This window comes from Pseudoselenomonas caprae (assembly GCF_008271345.1).
Taxonomy (GTDB): domain Bacteria; phylum Bacillota; class Negativicutes; order Selenomonadales; family Selenomonadaceae; genus Selenomonas_A; species Selenomonas_A caprae.
Genome location: NZ_VTOZ01000011.1, coordinates 42,090 through 61,734, shown reverse-complemented (window position 1 = coordinate 61,734; position 19,645 = coordinate 42,090). Strand labels below are relative to the sequence as shown.

The 19,645-nt window shown below is 51.0% G+C and carries 14 protein-coding genes; all 14 read left to right on the top strand.

Annotated features, from left to right (window positions below):
- Positions 1 to 17 precede the first annotated feature (17 nt).
- The 14 genes from fliW (at position 18) to FZ041_RS06700 (ending at position 19,639) form a co-directional block, all read left to right on the top strand.
- Positions 18 to 467, top strand: coding sequence for a flagellar assembly protein FliW (fliW, locus tag FZ041_RS06765; protein ID WP_075428941.1), 450 nt, complete (start codon positions 18 to 20; stop codon positions 465 to 467).
- Positions 467 to 703, top strand: coding sequence for a carbon storage regulator CsrA (csrA, locus tag FZ041_RS06760; RefSeq protein WP_075442299.1), 237 nt, complete (start codon positions 467 to 469; stop codon positions 701 to 703). The genes fliW and csrA overlap by 1 nt, the downstream gene beginning before the upstream one ends.
- A 39-nt stretch (positions 704 to 742) precedes the next feature.
- A complete protein-coding gene (locus tag FZ041_RS06755) occupies positions 743 to 1,189 on the top strand; it encodes a flagellar protein FlaG (RefSeq protein WP_075442301.1) in 447 nt (148 codons plus the stop codon).
- 16 nt (positions 1,190 to 1,205) lie between these two features.
- A complete protein-coding gene (gene fliD, locus FZ041_RS06750; protein ID WP_149189022.1) occupies positions 1,206 to 3,329 on the top strand; it encodes a flagellar filament capping protein FliD in 2,124 nt (707 codons plus the stop codon).
- A gap of 18 nt (positions 3,330 to 3,347) precedes the next feature.
- On the top strand, positions 3,348 to 3,761 hold the full coding sequence (fliS, locus tag FZ041_RS06745) for a flagellar export chaperone FliS (protein WP_033171354.1): 414 nt from the start codon (positions 3,348 to 3,350) through the stop codon (positions 3,759 to 3,761).
- Complete coding sequence (locus FZ041_RS06740) at positions 3,751 to 4,101, top strand: hypothetical protein (protein WP_051635371.1); 351 nt, start codon at positions 3,751 to 3,753, stop codon at positions 4,099 to 4,101. Before fliS ends, FZ041_RS06740 begins: the two co-directional genes overlap by 11 nt.
- A gap of 215 nt (positions 4,102 to 4,316) precedes the next feature.
- Positions 4,317 to 5,624: a flagellin N-terminal helical domain-containing protein gene (locus tag FZ041_RS06735; protein ID WP_149189021.1), complete on the top strand. Its 1,308-nt coding sequence runs from the start codon at positions 4,317 to 4,319 to the stop codon at positions 5,622 to 5,624.
- A 353-nt stretch (positions 5,625 to 5,977) separates the two neighbouring features.
- The gene (locus FZ041_RS06730) at positions 5,978 to 7,285 is read left to right on the top strand and encodes a flagellin N-terminal helical domain-containing protein (RefSeq protein WP_149189020.1); all 1,308 of its coding nucleotides are present in this window, start codon (positions 5,978 to 5,980) and stop codon (positions 7,283 to 7,285) included.
- 135 nt (positions 7,286 to 7,420) lie between these two features.
- Entirely contained in the window at positions 7,421 to 10,261 is a 2,841-nt protein-coding gene (locus tag FZ041_RS06725) for a glycosyltransferase family 2 protein (RefSeq protein WP_187626336.1), read from the top strand.
- Entirely contained in the window at positions 10,258 to 11,727 is a 1,470-nt protein-coding gene (locus FZ041_RS06720; protein WP_187626335.1) for a tetratricopeptide repeat-containing glycosyltransferase family 2 protein, read from the top strand. The genes FZ041_RS06725 and FZ041_RS06720 overlap by 4 nt, the downstream gene beginning before the upstream one ends.
- On the top strand, positions 11,724 to 15,101 hold the full coding sequence (locus FZ041_RS06715; RefSeq protein ID WP_149189017.1) for an O-linked N-acetylglucosamine transferase, SPINDLY family protein: 3,378 nt from the start codon (positions 11,724 to 11,726) through the stop codon (positions 15,099 to 15,101). Before FZ041_RS06720 ends, FZ041_RS06715 begins: the two co-directional genes overlap by 4 nt.
- Positions 15,092 to 16,597: an O-linked N-acetylglucosamine transferase, SPINDLY family protein gene (locus tag FZ041_RS06710; protein ID WP_149189016.1), complete on the top strand. Its 1,506-nt coding sequence runs from the start codon at positions 15,092 to 15,094 to the stop codon at positions 16,595 to 16,597. Before FZ041_RS06715 ends, FZ041_RS06710 begins: the two co-directional genes overlap by 10 nt.
- A gap of 53 nt (positions 16,598 to 16,650) precedes the next feature.
- Positions 16,651 to 17,565: a tetratricopeptide repeat protein gene (locus FZ041_RS06705; protein ID WP_149189015.1), complete on the top strand. Its 915-nt coding sequence runs from the start codon at positions 16,651 to 16,653 to the stop codon at positions 17,563 to 17,565.
- Between the two features lie 22 nt (positions 17,566 to 17,587).
- Complete coding sequence (locus tag FZ041_RS06700; RefSeq protein WP_187626334.1) at positions 17,588 to 19,639, top strand: glycosyltransferase; 2,052 nt, start codon at positions 17,588 to 17,590, stop codon at positions 19,637 to 19,639.
- Positions 19,640 to 19,645 lie beyond the last annotated feature (6 nt).

Genomic DNA, 19,645 nt, shown 5'->3' with positions numbered 1-19,645 from the left:
ATTTGGAGGCGTAACGAATGAAAAAGGTCAACACATTACGGTTTGGCGAAATCGAAGTCGAAGAAGAAAAAGTAGTACATTTCGAAGATGGAATCCCAGCCTTTGAAGATGAGCATGAGTTTCTCATCATCCCTTACGATGACGAGAGCCCTTACGTGTTCCTGCAGTCGATCACGACGCCGGATCTGGCGTTCCTCATGACGATGCCATTCGTATTCTTCCCAGAGTATGAGTTCGAGCTTGATGATGACAGTCAGAATAAGCTTGGCATCAAAACCCAGGAGGACATGCTGATCTACACGCTCTTGACAATTCCTGGTGGCAAGGTAGCAGATATGACGGCCAATCTCATGGCACCCGTTGTCCTGAATCAGAATACGATGCAGGCACGTCAGATCGTGCTGGACAAGAGCCGCTACACGACCAAGCATAGATTGTTTCCGGAACATAAGGAGGAAAACAAATAATGCTCGTACTTACCCGTAAACCACGCCAACAGATTATGATTGGTGACAATATCGTCATCAATGTCGTTGAGGTTCAGGGCGATAATGTCCGGATTGCGATAGATGCACCGCGTGCGGTGAAAATCTATCGTGGCGAGATTTATCGTGCTATTCAGGAAGAAAACCAAAAGGCTGCAGCTCCGGCTCCACAGGATTTGGATCTCAGTGCTGCTTTGCCCCATAAAGAACAAGAATAAGGTTAGGGAAAACTCGATTCATTCTACGGAGGGATAACAATGATAGGTAAAGTTCAGGATATGGTAGCTTCTGCTATAGTCGTAGGTGCAGCTGAGAAGGCCAGTGCCAACAAGACGGCGGACAGCACGCAAAAGATCAATGCCGAAGTGGCGACGGCTAAGGCTTCGGATATGGAGTCGGTCAAGGAGCAGGTAAAGAAGAGCGATGACGCTCAGGAATCCAACAACCAGAAACAGCAAAAAGAAGACGAGCAGAAGATGGATGAGAACTCCGTCAGCTATATGACGAAGGAGCTCAACGATCTGATGCGCCGGATTGATGCCGATCTCGAATTCCAATATCATAAGGAAGTCAACACGATGTCGGTCAAGATGCTGGACAAGAAGACTGGTGAGGTGCTCAAGGAAGTGCCGCCAGAGGAAATGATCAAGCACATGATAAAAGCCAAGGATTGGCTCGGTGCATTCCTGGACAAGAATGCCTGATGAGGAGGTGTAAGGAATGAGTGTACAGGGAATTTATGGCCTGTCGGGATCAGGTATTGACGTTGACTCGATGGTCAAGGTTGGTATGCTGAATAAGCAGAGCCAATATGATAAGATGTATAAAAAAGAGGTCAAGAATGAGTGGATCAAGGAAGCTTATACGAGCCTTTATTCGGATCTGAATACATTCAAAACCTCGACGATGTCTACGTACAAGATGTCGTATACTACGAATCCGATGACGGCAGCCAGTACGAATTCGTCCGTGGTTTCGGCCACGGCGAATGCCGATGCTGCCAATATGAGCCATACGGTCAAAGTCAACTCGGTGTCGAGCAATGCCTATGTTCAGTCAGAGAGCGCCATTACGCGTAATGACGAGAGCGCGGGCAACAGCATGTATATCAAAGATATTATTGCTGGGCAGACTGAGAAGTCTGAGTCGGAGTATAAGGCAGCTGTGGATGCAGCAGCTACTGAGGAGGAGAAGGCCAAGATTCGCAACGAGGTGGCGTTGTCCTTTGAAATCAGCAATGGCGATCCCAAGGATAAGAACACGACAACGACTACGATTTCGTTCACGTATGCGGAATTGTTTGACAGCAAGCAGACGCTCAACGATCTCGCTGCAAAAATCAAGAATGCCGATGTCAATATGACGGCCACCTATGACTCGACGAATGATGCGTTCAGTATCTATCAGAAAGACGGTGGTGTCGACAATCAGATTGTCCTGGCGGTCAAGAATCGTACAACTGCCGAGACGAAGGATGGCGTGACGACGAATGCCAAAGCTGATGATGCAGCGCGCGCGCTTATCAACAATCTCAATCTGGCTAAGGTTGATGGCGACTCGATGACGTCGTTGCCAGAGCTTTCTGAGGCCTCGAATGGCGTAAGCTCGAAGTCTTCGACTGGCAGCATGACCAGTGTCAATACGACGGCGTATGAGAAAAATACAAGTCTCAATTCTATTGTTGCGGATGTTGATAAAAAGAAAATAGGGGAATATGGTCTGTCCTTCACTATCAATGATGGTACAGCCAGCAAGACAATCGTCTATACGGCTGAACAGGCTGCATCAAAGTCTATCAATGACTTGATGAAGGATATCAACGGTACTGGACTCAATGTCACGGCTTCGCTGGCTGATGGTAAGCTGACGCTGACGAATGCGGACAGCACCAAGGACATCACGCTGTCAATCGATGCGATGGATACGACGAAGCGGGCTGAGGCTTCGCGTGAGTTCCTCAACACGATGTTCAATGCTGGCCTTGCGGCTGGAACCACGACCAATACGCTAACGGTAACTGGTACGAATGGTTCGGTCACTATCGATGGCAGGGACTATGCGACGACGAGCAGCAAGATCAATGTTGCCAACGTTACCTATAATGTCGGAGCAGTAGGTTCGGCGACAGTTTCGATATCGCAGGATACGGATAAGCTTATCGAAAATGTCAAGAAATTCGTCGAAGACTACAACAAGATGATTGACTCGCTTAACTCGAAGTATAATGAGACGCGCTACAGTGACTACGATGTCTTGACGAAGTCGCAAGAAAATGCGATGACGCAGGATCAGATTACGAAGTGGAACGAGAAGGCAAAATCGGGCCTGCTGTATCATGATCAGACGCTTGGCAAGATTATCAGCGCAATGCGTGAGGCTATCTATACGCCGGTTGATTCAGTAGACAGCAATTACAATACGATGATGTCCATCGGTATCGAATCATCGACGGACCGCGGTCATCTGCGCCTCGATGAGGATAAGCTCAAGAAGGCACTGGCAGCTGATCCGGATTGTGTCTATCAGCTCTTTTCTGCTTCGGGCGATGCGGTCAACGCCAAGGGTGAGTCCTATACGGACTATAATAAAGAAGGCGTAATCAACCGCATTACCGATAAGGTCAATGAGAATCTGAAGACGATGAAGTCGTACGCAGGTACGTCGTCATCAGCATCGGATGGCAGTACGCTTGGTGATTTGATTCTTGAGATGCAGACCAAGATGTCGAATTTCAAAACGATGATGGATGCCTTTGAAAAGTCATTGTATAAGAAATACGATGCCATGGAACAGGCGATTCAGAAATTGTCGATGCAGATGGGTTATATCAGCAATGGCAATTGATTTCTTTAGGAGGCATATATGGTAAACAATGCAGCTGAAGCTTATAAACGTCAGCAAATCATGACGGCAACCCCGGAAGCATTGACACTGATGCTCTACAATGGTTGCTTGAAATTCATGAATGAAGGCAAAGATGCCATTGAGGCCAAGCAGTGGGAACAAGCGAATATCTCGTTGCAAAAAGCACAGAATATCATTTCGGAGTTCCGCATCACGCTGAACATGGATTATGATATCAGCAAACAGCTCATGCCGCTCTATAATTATACTTATGACCGTCTGGTCGAAGGCAATATGAAGAGCGATACGAAGCTGGTGCAGGAAGCAATCGATATTATCAAAGAACTTCGTGATGCTTGGGCGCAGGCAATGAAAAAAGCGCGTCAGGATCAGGGCACGAAGAATGCACAGGGTGACAGTTATGTCGGCTAATGATGCAATGGAACAGGCAAAAGCGAACTGGGAGATGTATTACACACTCTCCCAGGAGCTTTTGAAGTTCATCGATAAACAGGATATTGATGCGTTCACGGAACTCACGCGCCAGCGCGATGTCATCGTGGAGCGCATGAAAGCCTTACCCGAGACGGAAGTCTATCGGAAGACCGAGGAATGCCGGGCTCTGGTAGAGAAGATCAAGCCGCTCGATATGCAGATTATCTATAAGGCCAAGGCGTGGCTCAATAAGTCCAAGCGGCAGAATGCCACGGTGCACGCCTACGATCTGCAGTCCGTCAATCCGGTGGGAAATATCCTGAACCGAAAATATTAAATTTTTTTACAAAAGGTATTAAGGAAATCGGAAAACCTCCGATATATAGTGTGTAAGAAATCACTTACGGTAATACGTAAGCTGCTAAGGATAGCGATGGTGGTCAGCTAGCAGCCCCCAAAACTTACGGATCAGCTTACTATTATATAGTTAACGACGGGCATGGATGTCCGTTACAAAATAATTTTTCTGTATTATCAGGGAGGAATATTATCATGGGTATGGTAGTTAAAAACAACATGTCGGCAATCTCGACGCTGAACACTCTGAACAAGAACTCGAATGCACTGACGAAGAGCCTGGCAAAGGTTTCTTCGGGCATGAAGATCAACGGTGCTGCTGATGACGCTTCGGGCTATGCGATTTCCGAGCGCATGCGCGTTCAGATCCGCGGCCTCGATCAGGCTAACAGCAACACTCAGAATGGCAGTAGCATGATGAAAGTTGCTGAGGGTGCAGTAAGCTCCACGGTTGACATCCTGAAGACTCTGAAAGAGAAAGTCATCAACGCAGCCAACGATACGAACACGGACAGCGACCGCGCTACGATCCAGAAAGAGCTCGACCAGAGCATCGACCAGATCAACGACAACGCTAACGTAACGTACAACGGCAAGCTGCTCGTAGACGGCTCGCACAACAGCGAAGTCAAAGCTACGTCCACGGCTATGACGAACCAGAGCCTTTCCACGGCTACGACGGGCACCACGAAGTTCTGCGAGATGAAAGATCGTAACGGCAACAGCCTGAACATCAACTCGATGGACAAAGTTACGATTTCCTTCGTAAAACAGGGCAAGACCTACACGACTTCTGTCAGCGCTACGAATAGCCTGTCTGACCTCATCACGAAGGCAAACAGCCAGAGCTCGGCAGCATTTAGCACGGAGATCCGTACGAACTCCTACATTGGTAAAGATGTTGCTGGCGATACGGTTGGTACGGCTGATGCTACGAATGCGCTGACGATTTCGGCTGGTGGTTCCTCGGTGACGCACCAGATTTCTGGTGTTACGATTTCCGTAACGAACACGAAGGGTGCTGTCCAGAAATCTGCTAACGCAGTTCTCGACAACTTCTCCGAGTCCATCCGTGCACAGAACAAGTCCACGGACAACGCTATGGTTCTCCAGGTTGGCACGAAAGCAAACCAGAGCATCAAAGTCGGCTTGACGGATATGCGTGCAGAGGCTCTTGGTCTCCAGAGCTCCTCGGGTGCAAACATCCAGATTGGTACGCAGCAGCAGGCAAACGCAGCTATCAGCGTTCTCGACAATGCTGTAGCTAAGGCTCTTGATCAGCAGACGACGATCGGTTCGATCGAGTCCCGCCTCGAGTACACGAGCGCTAACTTGACGACGGCTTCCGAGAACGTCCAGAGCTCGGAGTCCACGATCCGCGATGCCAACATGGCAAAAGAGATGACGGAATACACGAAGAACAACGTTCTCATGCAGGCCGCTCAGTCCATGCTGGCACAGGCAAACCAGAGCAGCAGCTCGGTTCTCAGCCTGCTCCAGTAATTGGTATTCCGGTAACGGATTTAACTACTCAGTTACGCAAACCCCTCTCCTTCGGGAGAGGGGTTTTGTGTGCTTAAGCCTTCCCCTCTGGGGAAGGGGGGCGCAAAGCGCTCGGAAGAGGTTTAATGATATTTTAATAAAAATAATAGAAAAAACTATTAAGCTTCCGCAAAAACGAACGATATAATAGGTGTAAGAAAGCAACATGGTAATATGTAAGCTGGAAAGCATGTTCAGCTGGTCAGCTAGCAGCCACTGAGCCGGCCGATTGGCTTACTTATTATAAATGCTAACGACGGGCATGGATGTCCGTTACAAAATAATTAACTGTATTATCAGGGAGGAATATTATCATGGGTATGGTAGTAAAAAACAACATGTCGGCAATCTCGACGCTGAACACTCTGAACAAGAACAGCAATGCACTGACGAAGAGCCTGGCAAAGGTTTCTTCGGGCATGAAGATCAACGGTGCTGCTGATGACGCTTCGGGCTATGCGATTTCCGAGCGCATGCGCGTTCAGATCCGTGGCCTCGATCAGGCTAACAGCAACACGCAGAACGGCAGCAGCATGATGAAAGTTGCCGAGGGTGCAGTAAGCTCCACGGTTGACATCCTGAAGACTCTCAAAGAGAAAGTCATCAACGCAGCCAACGATACGAATACGGACAGCGACCGTGCTACGATCCAGAAAGAGCTCGACCAGAGCATCGACCAGATCAACGACAACGCTAACGTAACGTACAACGGCAAACTGCTCGTAGATGGCTCGCACAACAGCGAAGTCAAAGCTACGACGACGGCTATGACGAACCAGAGTCTTGCTACGGATACGACAGGTACGACGGCATTCAGTGCGATGCAAGATCGTAATGGTAACAGCCTGAACATCAACTCGATGGACAAAGTTACGATTTCTTTTGTAAAACAGGGCAAGACCTACACGACTTCTGTCAGTGCTACGGCAAGCCTGTCCACGCTGCTTGATAAGGCAAACAGCCAGAGCTCGGCAGCATTCAGCACGGAGATCCGTACAAACTCCTACATTGGTAAAGATGTTGCTGGCGATACGGTTGGTACGGCTGATGCTACGAATGCGCTGACGATTTCGGCTGGTGGTTCCTCAGTAACGCACCAGATTTCTGGTGTTACGATTTCCGTAACGAACACGAAGGGTGCTGTCCAGAAATCTGCTAACGCAGTTCTCGACAACTTCTCCGAGTCCATCCGTGCACAGAACAAGTCCACGGACAACGCTATGGTTCTCCAGGTTGGCACGAAAGCAAACCAGAGCATCAAAGTCGGCTTGACGGATATGCGTGCAGAGGCTCTTGGTCTCCAGAGCTCCTCGGGTGCAAACATCCAGATTGGTACGCAGCAGCAGGCAAACGCAGCTATCAGCGTTCTCGACAATGCTGTAGCTAAGGCTCTTGATCAGCAGACGACGATCGGTTCGATCGAGTCCCGCCTCGAGTACACGAGCGCTAACTTGACGACGGCTTCCGAGAACGTCCAGAGCTCGGAGTCCACGATCCGCGATGCCAACATGGCAAAAGAGATGACGGAATACACGAAGAACAACGTTCTCATGCAGGCCGCTCAGTCCATGCTGGCACAGGCAAACCAGAGCAGCAGCTCGGTTCTCAGCCTGCTTCAGTAAGCGAGATTCCGGTAACGGATTTTACTACTCAGGTAGACGAAACCCTCTCCTTCGGGAGAGGGTTTTTTGTATGCATTGACGAATATATATTTATGTATGTCTTTTTTCAGATGTATTGGCGGGGAGGAGCCGGCCGTGAAAATTTCTGTTTGTTATATCACGAAAAATGAAGAGAAGAATTTGGCACGTTCATTGGCGTCGGCAGCGCCGACAGCCGATGAAATCATCCTTGTGGATACGGGCTCTACGGATAAAACCTGTGAGATTGCCAGGAGCTATGGGGCTAAAGTCTATCCATATACCTGGCAGGATGACTTTTCAGGGCCGCGCAATTTTGCCATCGAACAGGCAACCGGTGACTATATCCTGTTCTTGGATGCTGATGAATATGTAGCAAAAGAATCCTGTACCAGGCTGCGGCAGCTTATAGAGCAGAATTGCGGACATGATGCCTTGCTTATGAAGCGCTATGATATCGATACGGATGAAACGGATATCCTTGGCGAAATATTTGTCTTGCGGGCGTTCCGGCGCCGGCTTGGTCTCCGCTATACAGGGCGTATTCATGAGGAGCTTTGTGAGGATGGTCAGCCGCTTAAAGACATTGGTGTACTGAATCCGGAGCTAGTGAAGCTCTATCATACGGGCTATGAGGCTTCGGTCAATAAGGCGAAAGCAGAGCGAAATCTGCGTATTTTGCAGGAGGAACTAAAGACTGCGACCCAGCCCGGCAGGCTTTACATGTATTTGGCCGAAGCTTGCCGCGGGATTGGTGATATGGCAGGTATGGAGAACTATGCACGGCTCGATATTGTGCAAGGACGGCGGCCTGTGGCGTTTGCCAGCCGATCCTACCGTATGCTGCTCGCTTATCTGGCGGAGCAGGGACGCGAATCCGATCGGTATAAACTAGCGACAGCGGCGGTCAAAGATTTTCCTGAGCTGCCGGAGTTTTGGGCAGAGCTGGCAATCTGCCAGGCGGCCAGCTATGAATATGCACAAGCATTGGCGTCTATGAAAAAGGCACTGCAGAAAGATAGAGAATTTCCCCCGCTTAGTCTTGAACCCAAGGAATTTTCGCCAGTTATGGTCCAAGTGGCGCGGGAGAAGCAAAAAGAGTGGCAGACACTTGATGCGCAGGCGCGGAGGTTAAAGATTGTTTCCTGTTTGATTGCCAGGAATGAAGCTGGGGAAATTGAGAGTTGGCTTGCCAAAGCATCTGTCTATAGCGACGAAATCCTTGTGGTAGATACAGGTTCTGAGGATGGAACTGCTATGATGGCGCAGCAGTTTGGAGCAAGGGTATTTTCGTTTGACTGGCAGGATGATTTTGCGGCTGCGCGCAATTTTGCTTTGGAACAGGTGCCGGAGGATGCAGACTGGATTGTATTCCTTGATGCCGATGAGACGTTTTATGAACCACAACGTCTGCGGGGCTTTCTGGCCCATATGATGTGGCAGCAGCCGGATATTGAAGGCGTGCAGGTGCCTATCGTCAATGTGGATATGGATGCCTGGGGGCGGGAAATCCAGCGCTTCCGGGCTCTGCGCATCTGGCGCAACCGCAGAGCATATCGCTATCGGGGAGTCATTCATGAGGCACTTTACAGTTCTGGCGGCGAAATCCGGCAAAGCTATGCAGCCGAGCTTGCGGTGCGGCATACGGGCTATTCGGCTGGCCGTATTCAGCAGAAACTTACGCGCAATCTGCAGCTTATCATGAAGGCGATGCAGGAGCAGGGGGAGCATCCCCTGCATTTCCGGTATCTGGCTGACTGCCTATATGGACTGCATGAGTATGAACTCGCGGCGGCTTATGCGCAGAAGGCCTTGCAGTCGGGCATTACGACGGTGGCTGGCGAGGGAGAACTTTATCGTCTCTGGCTGCACTGTGCCCGTAAATTGCAAAAGCCTGCGGCCAAGCAGCTGGAAATCTTGACGGAGGCCAGACAGAATGGCTGTGACGATTGGGAGCTTCTTGGCTGGCAGGGAATTATCGAAGCCGAATCGGGTAAGTATGAACAGGCACAGGGACTACTCACGCAGTTCTTGCAACAGGCATCTGCCCAGGATTTGGCCGCAGGCAGCAATGCGGTGCAGGGCATGATGGCTGAGGTCTATGCGGCCAGGGCTGTTTGCCGGGCAAAGCTGGGAGATGCAGCCGGGGCACGGTTGGACTGGCAGCAGGCGTTAGCTGCCAATCCGTATCATGAAGAAATCCTGCAGGCATATTATCAGTTTGGCGGGGAACAGCCAGCAGATTTCCTCGCACAGGTGGCAGCTTTCTTTGCGGATAAGGAACAAGGCTACAAGTATCTTGCGGCGTGGGCCGTGCGTTTCGGTCATGGCAGGATTATCTCGCTGTTGACTGCGTATCTGCCACAAAACCAGCGGCAGTTATGGGAATTATTCGCGAAAGGCCAGCATGCTGAGGCTGGCGAGCAAGCCAGCTTACAGGCCAGTATTTATGTGCAGGAGCTGTTTGCGGCACTGGTGATGCTGCCTGTTGATAAACGGCGGCTGCAGCCGCTCGACTGCCATGAGTGGGCGGCGTTGCTGCCGGCAGCCTGGGAGCGGATCATTGGCCGTATTTATGGCTGGTTCGATCATTTGCAACCTGCGGACTGGCCTGAATACCAGGCAGGACTCAATGCGCTGCAGGGCTTTGCCGATGCGGCGGCTTATCAGGAATACGCAAGCATTGCCCTGGACTTTTCCTGGGAACAGGTGCGGCAGACGGCACAAATCTTAGCTGACCAGCAGCAATGGCAGGTTGCTTACGGGCTGCTTGCGGAAATTCCTGCTGATGAAATAGGAGACGCGGCAACATTCTGGTACCAGACGGGGGTCTGTCTCTATCATTTGCAGGAATGGGCAGCGGCACAGGAGTGCCTGACACGGGCCGCTGAGGCTGGTGCCAGCCAGCCGGATTTACCAGCATATCAAGCATGGTCAACGCGGAGGGAGAGACTATGAAGATGCGGATTTCGGCCTGCGTGATTGTCAAGAATGAGGCGGAAAACATCGGCCGCTGGCTAGAATCAATGCAGGCCATAGCCGATGAAATGATTGTCGTCGATACGGGCAGCACGGATGAAACTGTTGCTATGGCAAGGGCAGCGGGGGCTAAGGTCTATTCCTTTGCCTGGTGCAACGATTTTGCCGCAGCCAAGAATTATGCCTTGGAGCAGGTGACAGGGAACTGGATACTATTTCTCGATGCCGATGAATATTTCACACCGGCTTCACAGGCCAAGGTGCGGCCACTATTGATGCGCTTGGAGCCTCACTTGAAGATCGAGGGCGTGCTCTGCCGCTTGATAAATATTGATACAGATGATAATAACCGCATCATGACGACGCTCGTGCAGCTGCGGATGTTCCGCAACCGCCGGAATCTCCGTTACAGTGGGAAAATTCATGAGGTGCTGACCTTGACAAAAGGGCGGCCTTTGGAACTTGCCAATGAGATAGAAATTTATCATACGGGGTATTCGACACATATAGTGCAGGCAAAGCTTCGCCGCAATCTGAAAATCATGGAGGAGCGTATTGCGGCGAATCATGGCCGGACGGAGCTCTTGGATGATCGCTACTTTATGGATATTTGGTATGGATTGGGTGATCATGCGAAGGCCATTGCCTATGCGAAACGTCTTCTTGCCCATGAAGAACTGGCGCTAGACCTGCGGGGGCGAGCCTATGAGACATGGGCCAGCTGCTGTATCGATGACAAGCATCCGGCGGAAGAAACGGAGGCTTGTCTTGCAGCTGCCATCCGTGACTGTCCGCAGCTGGCGGAATTCCCGCTGATGCGCGGTCTGTGGCATTTCGATCGGCGCGAGTATCTGCAGGCTGAGCAGGATCTGCAGGCAGGTTTAGCGTTGACAAAGGATTATCCCAAAGATACGGTGGCCGGCGTTATGAACAATGCGGCACGGCTGTTGCCGTCAGTCTATTGGCGGCTCGGACTGCTGGCTCAATGGCAGGGTGATGCAGTTAGGGCACAAGAGTGCTATTGGCAGGGCTTGCAGCAGAATCGCTATCATGGTGGCTTGTTGGCGGCCTTTTGGCATTTCTTGCAACAGCAGGGCATTGAGGCGGCAGATTGCATCGCCGTGCTTAATGTCATTTACGATAAGCAGGCTGATGCGGCTTTTTTGGCACAGCAATTGGCACGGCAAAATGGCGGACTGGTATATATCTATTACGCTAAGCAGGCTGGCAGCAGTGAACGGCCGGTACTTGACTGCCTGGCAGCTGGCCGTCCCGATGGTGCCGCTCAGCTTGCCAGCAAACAGCTGGCTTTCCTTTATCGGTTGGGGCTGGCGGCAGGTGATAGTAAACCGTCACTTATGACGGCATTGCTGCCGGCTGGTTGTGAGGATATCGAGCGGGCGGCACAGCAGATGCTAAAAGATATGAGGGATAAAGATTTATGATGACATACCGGGAGAAAAAACAGCTGTATCAGCTGCTGACCCAGCTGATGGAGAAACGGCAGTGGGATAAGGCCATTGAGACTGCCGATGCCTTGCGGCAGTCAGATGTAACCGACCGCACGATGTTCCAGGCGATACTGGCGGCCTATATTGATGGCAATGATGCTGCAAGGGCTGAGGCTGCGGGAGTGGAATATCAGCAGCGATTCCCGCTTGATGGCATCAGCCGCTTCTATCTGGGGCGTGTGGCTTTCATGAATGGAGACTGGGAGACGGCAGAGAAGCAATTCACGACAGCGCTTGCAGATCAGACGCTGGTGGGCTGGTACCGCGGTGCTGTGCACAGCATCTTGGCAACCTTGTACCGGCAGACGGCGCGAGGGGAGAAGGCTGCCCAGCATTATCTGGAATCGGCGCAGTATAAGGATTTGGCGCACGGGCAGGCTACGGAATACAGCAATTATCTGTTCAACCTGCATTATCTCGACAAGCCACAGTCATTCATGCGTCAGGCCGCCGAAAAATATGGGCAGATGCTGGCACAGATTCCGCAATATCGTCATGAGAAGCGGCGCAGCAATAGCCCGAAAATACGGATTGGTTATATTTCGCCGGATTTACATTTCCATGTCGTGGCATTTTTCAGCTACGCGTTTCTGCATGATTATGACAAACGCCGCTTCGAGGTGTTCTGCTATACGGACTGTGAGGAGGATAATGCCAGCCGGGAATTTGCGGCCATGGTTGATCATTGGCAGAATGTAAGAGGTCTGCCCGATGAAAAAGTTGCCGAACTTGTCTATAAAGACAAACTCGATATTTTGGTCGATCTTACAGGGCATACAGCATGGGGATTTTTGCAGACGATGGCTTATAAGCCTGTGCCGGTACAGGTGTCAGGTATTGGCTATTTCGATACGATCGGTTTGCCCGCTATCGATTATTTCCTGGCGGATCATTATACCGATCCGCCGGAAAATGATGCGTATTTTGTGGAAAAGCTTATTCGCCTGCCCCACAGCCACTTCTGCTTTATGTGGCATGACAATCCGCAGCAGCCGGCACCGGCTCCGTTCCAGAAGAACGGCTATGTGACCTTTGGCAGTTTCAATAATTTTTCGAAGGTGACAGATGAAATGCTGAAGCTGTGGGGGGAAATCCTAGCTGCTGTACCGGGTAGCAGGCTTTTCCTCAAGGCAGCAATCTTCAACAATGATTATGGCAGGAAGCTCGCGCTGGCGCGCATTGAGAGGGCGGGAATCCCCGCTGACCGGCTGATTTTAGGCGAGCAGGAAGCGAAGTACTTGCAGGCTTATGATGAAATGGATATTGCGCTCGATACGTATCCATATCCGGGGGGCGGTACGACCTGTGATGCGCTTTATATGGGCGTGCCAGTCATCACGCTGGTTGGTGAGCGCCATAATGCACGATTTGGTTACAGTTTGCTTATGAATGCAGGGCTTTCTGAGCTTTGTGCGTTCTCGCCGGAGGAATATGTCGAAAAGGCCGTGGCACTAGCCAACGACAAAGAGCGGCTGCGCGGCTATCATCAGTCGCTACGGCAGCAGCTTTTGGCGTCGCCAGTCATGCAGGCGGCAGATTATATGGGTGAAATCGAGCAAGCCTTTACGCGCATCCATTTGGATTGGCTCGAACGTGATTTTTCCCAGGAAGAACGCTGGGGATGCCAGTGTAAAGAAGAAAAAGAACTGGTTTTGGTGCAGGCGCGGCAGGATTTAGCCAAGGTAGTGGAAATCGCTGGCCGGATGACGGCCCGCTTCCCGGAAGACGCTGCCAAAGCTTGGACGGCTGGGGCCATGGCTTATGAAGCCCTGCATGATGATGCCAGGGCTTGCTGGTGGCTGCGGCAGGCAGCGCAGTATGATGCAGCGCATAACGTCGAGCTTTGGCGTACGCTTGCGGCTGTGGAAATGCGGCAGAAGCATTATTTGGCAGGTTATGATGCTGCCAAAAGGGCGGCTGAGGAACTGGCGCAGCAGCCGGGACAGGTTTCGCCGGAGTTTATGACAAGTCTTTTAGCCATTTGGGCCAATTGTGCGCTTCAGATTGGCAAGGCACAGGAGGCGGTGGCACTTTATCGGCAAGCAGCCGAGCTGGCGGTGGATTTCAAAGATCGCTGCCATATGTACAGTTCCTGGTTGCTGGCACAGCATAACCTGACACTAGGCGAAGAAGAATACGGTAAAGCACATCGTGATTATGATAAATTATTTGCAGCGGTGCATGTTGAGCCGCTTGCCAGGCGGCCACAGGGGCGGAAAATCCGTGTTGGCTATCTGTCACCCGACTTCCGGCAGCATGTGATGTTCTATTTTTATTATCAGTTGCTTGGTGCCCATGACGCAGACCAGTTTGAGCTTTATGCTTACAGTCTCAGTCCGGTACAGGATAATTACACGGAATTGGTCAGGAAGGTTGTGGAGCATTTCGTTGATATTTCGTCACTTTCTTATGTGGAGGCGGCTGCGCGTATCCGGCAGGATAAAATCGATATCCTGGTCGATTTGGGCGGCCATTGTGCTAATTCGGGGCTGCCAATCCTTGCCTGGCGGCCAGCACCAGTACAGATATCGGGGCTTGGCTATACGCACCAGACAGGGCTTTCCGCTGTGGATTATTTCCTGACGGATGGTTGGACGGATTCCGAAAACTCTCAGAAGGAGTGGCAAGATTATCACGAACAGCCGGTGAAGCTTACGAGCCAGTTCTGCTATACGGGACGCAGTGATTTGCCAGCTTCGCAGGGGGCACCCTGCCAGACGAATGGTTATATCACGTTTGGTGTTTTTAACCGCTATCTGAAGATTACCGATGAGATGCTGCTTTTATGGCGGGAAATCATGGCGCAGATTCCGGACAGCCGGCTGCTTTTGAAGAGTGAACTTTTTGGCGAGCCGGCGGCGCAGCTTATGGTGCAAAAACGGTTGCGCGAACTGGGACTGGAGGTCGACAGGATTACGCTGGAACCGGCAACGATGGATTATATGCAGCGGTATCTGGGGGTCGACATTGCGCTTGATACGTATCCATATCCGGGTGGTGGCACCACCTGTGATGCGCTCTATATGGGCGTTCCTGTGATATCGCTCTATGGTAAGCGGCGGGACACGCGCTTTGGCCTTACGCTGCTGCAAAATGCAGGGCTTGGTGAGCTGGCGGTCAAGACACCGGAGGAATACATTGTGCGGGCGGTATCACTGGCGCAGGATAAGGAGTTTTTGCAGGTGCTGCATCAAAACCTGCGGAATATGCTCCTGCAGTCGCCGCTGATGGATACGAGCCGCTATATGGCTGAGCTCGAAGCAATGTACCGGCAGATGCTGGAAAAGGTGGGAAGGACATGGACTTAGGAGAATTGGACAGTCGTTATGGTGCAGTGCTGGAATTATTGGAACAGGAGGCTCCCCAGCAGGCGCTTGACCGGCTGAACCGCCTGGTACAGGAAGAGGGCTATGCCTCCGACGAGGAATGGCGTGTCCTGCAATATTATAGCCGATGCTATTACAAGCTCTTCGACAAGCAGAAATGCCGCGAGTATTCGTGGGCAGCACTGCAGCATAGCGAGGGACAGCCGTTTCGTATCCAGCAGTTGGAATTCAGCGATTATCTTTTCATGCTGCATTATTATCCCGAAGTAACAGATCGGGAGATGCGTGATCTGCATTTTGCTTATGATCAGTTTACGCAGGCGGTGAAGCAGTATGCGCATAGTCTGGAACGCCATTGTCATGATAAATTGCGTATCGGTTATATAGCTGGTGAGTTTACCGATAATGTAGTCAGTTACTTTACGATACAGTTACTGCTGGCTTATGATCGCGAAGCGTTTGCTGTTTATTGTTACCAGCTGCACGCGGGGCGGGATTTGCTCAGTGATGATATCGAGCAGCATATTGCCGTTATGCGGCGCTATCCGCGCAACATGGAATACAGTCAGGTAGCACAGGATATCTATGAAGATGAAATCGATATCCTGTTTGATTTTGATGTGCATGCGTCGGGCGGACGAACGATGGCGGTTATGAGCTATCGTCCGGCACCTGTACAGGTGGCAGGCATTGGCTATATGAGCACCTCGGGTTCGTCGGCTGTGGACTATTTCCTCGGCGATCCGCATTGCGATCCAGAGGGATTGCATGATGCGGATTTCCGTGAGGAAATCTGGCGGCTGCCACATTCGCATTTCTGCTATACGCCGTCGGCGCGGGTGTTGGTCGTGAAGAAAGAATATGAAGTACATGCGCCGGTAGTTTTTGGCAGTTTCAATAATTTCCTGAAAATCAATGAGGCGATACTGGAGGATTGGTTAAAGATCATCCGGCAGGTGCCAGGCAGCCGTATCCTTATCAAGAATTCGAGCCATAAAACGAATGCGTTAAAAATAATCGGCCGTCAGCTTAACCGGATAGGGTTTAAACCGGAGGAATATATCCTCGAGGATGCGACCGGCGATTATCTTGCGCGCTATCTCGATGTGGATATCCTGCTTGATACGTATCCTTATACAGGGGGGGGCACAACCTGTGAGGCACTTTATATGGGTGTGCCGGTTATTGCGCGTTATGGCCGCCGTCATGGTGAGCGGTTTAGTTATAGCATCTTGCAGAATATCGGGCTGGGGGATCTGGCCTGTGCGACGCGTGAGGAGTATATCGCCAAGGCTGTGGCGCTGGCCAAGGACAAAGAGCTCTTGCATATCCTGCATCAGCAAATCCCTGTAATGATGCAGCATTCGCCTTTGATGGATGGTCCTGCTTATGTGCAGGCTGTGGAGGATATGTATCGTACCATTTGGGCCAGGTGGCAGCAAAAGCAGGAAGCAGCTGGCGTTACGCCGAATAAGTAAATAAGCCTTCCAGAGGGGAAGGCAAGAGTTAAAAGAAGAAGGAGAATTATACTATGGGTAAAGCAAACCGTAAGATGAATAAAAACAAGAAAAAAAAGGGACAGGAGATGCAGTCGGCTATGGTACAGAAACTGCGTGAGGAACTGGGCATGTTGTTTGCCGAAGAGAAATATAGTGATGTCATCAACAAGCTGGCTGAGCTCGTGCAGGCTGGCGACTATGATCCGGAGATGCTCTATGCAGGTGCATACAGCTACTTCATGATTGGTGATTATGAGCGTTCGGCAAGCATGGTGGAAAATGTATTGAACTTTGCACCAGGTCATTTGGCAGCACGTATTCTGCTTGCACGTATCTGCATCTTGGAGGATCGCACCGATGATAGTCTGGCGATTTTTGATTTCGTCCTTGAGCATGGTGAGGGCCAGCTCACGCAGGAACAGCGCGAGGATATGGAGGATATCCTTGATTACTATGGCCGCAATGAGGCAGATCATTTGAAGGCCGGGTTCCCGCATGTGGCGGCTTTCTTAGGCTTGACGCCAGCCGTAGTTCCGCAGGCGGCAGCTATCCCTGCAGAGCCAGCAGCGCCGGTCGTACCGCAGAATGTATCGCAGGAGACTCCAGTGGTGGCAGGTGCGCCAATGGACGAGCCAGTGAAGGCAGAGGAAAAAGCAGCTGAAGATGTGGAAGCAGAGATTCAGGCCGTGCTGAACAAGGATGCTTCACTTTGTGACAAGGTGCGTCTGTTGCAGGCCTTTGCTGGTGGTCATTTTACGGCAGGCGAATATGCAGCAGCAGCTAAGCTTTTAGAAGCTGCTCTTACTATCGATGGAAAGAATGCAAATGTCATCCGCAATCTGGCCGTACTGGCAAAACGCATGGGCAAGACGGACAAGGCCTTGGCGCTTGCCGCCAAATTGCCACAGACGGACTTTTTGTTGCTTGATTTCCTGCTGCAGAAATGAGCAGGGAGGCTGCGGTAGAAGTATGAATCTGACGGAAAACAGTAAAGTCTATATCATGTGTCCTGCACATGCCTATTCGGGCGGGCCGACGCTGCTGCATCAGCTTGCAGCGTGTCTGTTGGCTGATGGTGTGGATGCTGCTATGTATTATTGGCCGCTTACGGCAGAGAAGAAGGTTCATCCTGGTTATAAAAAATATAATTTGCCGTATACCGATGCTATCGATGACTGTCCGGATAATGTTCTGATTATCCCTGAGACCTTGTGCGGCTTTGTGCCGCAATCGCTGAAAATCCAGCGGGTTTTGTGGTGGCTCAGCGTCGATAATTGGTGGAAGCTGACCAATGAGTTCCTGCAGTATTATGAAGAACAGGCGAAAGCGTTTGATATAGAACCTTTGCCAAATGTCTGGGCGTTGAATGATGTCGGCCTTACCCATTGGGTGCAGTCTGAGTACGCGCAGCGGTTCTTGCGGCTAAATGGTGTACCAGCGGAAAAGATACTGCCTGTTGGGGATTATCTCGACGAGGCCTTTTTGCTGCGCAATGAAACTGTAACGAAAGAAAACCGGCAGGATGCTGTTGCCTTCAATCCCCGGAAGGGCCTGGATTTTACACGCAAACTCATGGAATATGCGCCAGATATTTCCTGGCGTCCCGTGCAGGATATGACGCCGGAGCAGGTGGAAGAATTCCTGCATACGGCGAAAGTCTATGTGGATTTTGGCAATCATCCGGGCAAGGACAGGATACCGCGCGAGGCCGTCCTGTCGGGGTGCTGCCTGATTACCGGCAGACGCGGTGCAGCAGCCAATGCGGTGGATATTCCTATTGCTGAAGATTTGAAATTTGCGGATACGGAGGAAAACATTCCGAATATCATAGCCAAAATCCGTGAACTGTTGGCAAATTACGAGCAGGAAGTCGGTCGCTATGCTGCCTATCGGCAGAAAATCAAGCAGGAACCAGAACTTTTTTGCCAGCAGGTGCGGGAAGCTTTGGGAATTAAACCAGCTCGGGAAGCGACGGAACTCATTATCTCGCATGAGCTGGGCGGTGGAACGGAGGTGTTTTTGCAGGAATACCTGAGGCAGGTATCCGTGGCAAAAAAAATGGTTTTGCGTCCAAGCCAGGCACCGCGAAGCCTTGCCGAATGGCAGGACTTGGTGCAACAAAACCATATCACGCAGATAACGGTCAATCATTTGCTCGGTTTTAGATTGTTTGAGATTATGGCGATTATAAGGAAGCTCGGCGTTCCCTATACGTTCTATGTGCATGACTATTTGTGTGTTTGTCCCAATTGGTCGCTGGATTGTCAGGCCGCCTATTGTCCTAATTATCGCAACCAGCCGTATTGTCAGGGGATTTTCCAAGAACTATCGGTACCAAATCTTGATTTGGAGCTTTTCCGGCAGAATTTCCGGGAGTTCCTGGCAGGGGCAGCTGAAGTGATTGCGCCGTCTGCCTATGCAGCCCAAGTGGTGAATCAATTCTATCCCGAAGTGAAGATTACGAGTCGTCCGCATAAATTGCAGCGCAATATCGAGCAGACATTTCAGCCGCAATTTGCGTATGCACCGGAGCTTACGTTGACTTTTTTGGGAAATTTATGTGCACAAAAAGGTGCGCGTTATATCCTGCAGTTAAATAGCTGGATTAAGCGGCGCAATCTGCCCGTAAGGCTGGTTGTCGTCGGTGAAGATATTCAGGATGTCGCTGGTGACCGTGAGGGCATAATCATTACTGGCAAATATAAATGCGAAAAAGTTTCGGATCTATTGGCCCAGCAGCAGACGGCGGCCGTGCTTATCCCCAGTGCTTTTCCGGAGACCTATTGCTATACGGCTAGTGAGGCAATTCTATCCGGCTATCCGGTAGTTACGATGAATTGGGGGGCGCAGGCACTTCGGGTACAGCGGGCTGATTGTGGCTGGGTAGTAAGCCGTGATACGCCAGACCGTGGTCAGCTTGCTTTGCAGCGCCTTGTCCGCCATTTGCTTACCCCGGCAGGCAGGCAGGATATTTTGCAAAAAGCGGCCAACACGAGGAATTTCTGCAATGGCATGGAATAAATGTGA

Coding starts and splice junctions, on each gene's coding strand:
- fliS (WP_033171354.1), top strand. CDS start 3,348: ATGGTAAACAATGCAGCTGAAGCTTATAAACGTCAGCAAATCATGACG.
- FZ041_RS06740 (WP_051635371.1), top strand. CDS start 3,751: ATGTCGGCTAATGATGCAATGGAACAGGCAAAAGCGAACTGGGAGATG.
- FZ041_RS06715 (WP_149189017.1), top strand. CDS start 11,724: ATGATGACATACCGGGAGAAAAAACAGCTGTATCAGCTGCTGACCCAG.
- fliD (WP_149189022.1), top strand. CDS start 1,206: ATGAGTGTACAGGGAATTTATGGCCTGTCGGGATCAGGTATTGACGTT.
- FZ041_RS06710 (WP_149189016.1), top strand. CDS start 15,092: ATGGACTTAGGAGAATTGGACAGTCGTTATGGTGCAGTGCTGGAATTA.
- FZ041_RS06705 (WP_149189015.1), top strand. CDS start 16,651: ATGGGTAAAGCAAACCGTAAGATGAATAAAAACAAGAAAAAAAAGGGA.
- fliW (WP_075428941.1), top strand. CDS start 18: ATGAAAAAGGTCAACACATTACGGTTTGGCGAAATCGAAGTCGAAGAA.
- FZ041_RS06735 (WP_149189021.1), top strand. CDS start 4,317: ATGGGTATGGTAGTTAAAAACAACATGTCGGCAATCTCGACGCTGAAC.
- csrA (WP_075442299.1), top strand. CDS start 467: ATGCTCGTACTTACCCGTAAACCACGCCAACAGATTATGATTGGTGAC.
- FZ041_RS06720 (WP_187626335.1), top strand. CDS start 10,258: ATGAAGATGCGGATTTCGGCCTGCGTGATTGTCAAGAATGAGGCGGAA.
- FZ041_RS06730 (WP_149189020.1), top strand. CDS start 5,978: ATGGGTATGGTAGTAAAAAACAACATGTCGGCAATCTCGACGCTGAAC.
- FZ041_RS06700 (WP_187626334.1), top strand. CDS start 17,588: ATGAATCTGACGGAAAACAGTAAAGTCTATATCATGTGTCCTGCACAT.
- FZ041_RS06755 (WP_075442301.1), top strand. CDS start 743: ATGATAGGTAAAGTTCAGGATATGGTAGCTTCTGCTATAGTCGTAGGT.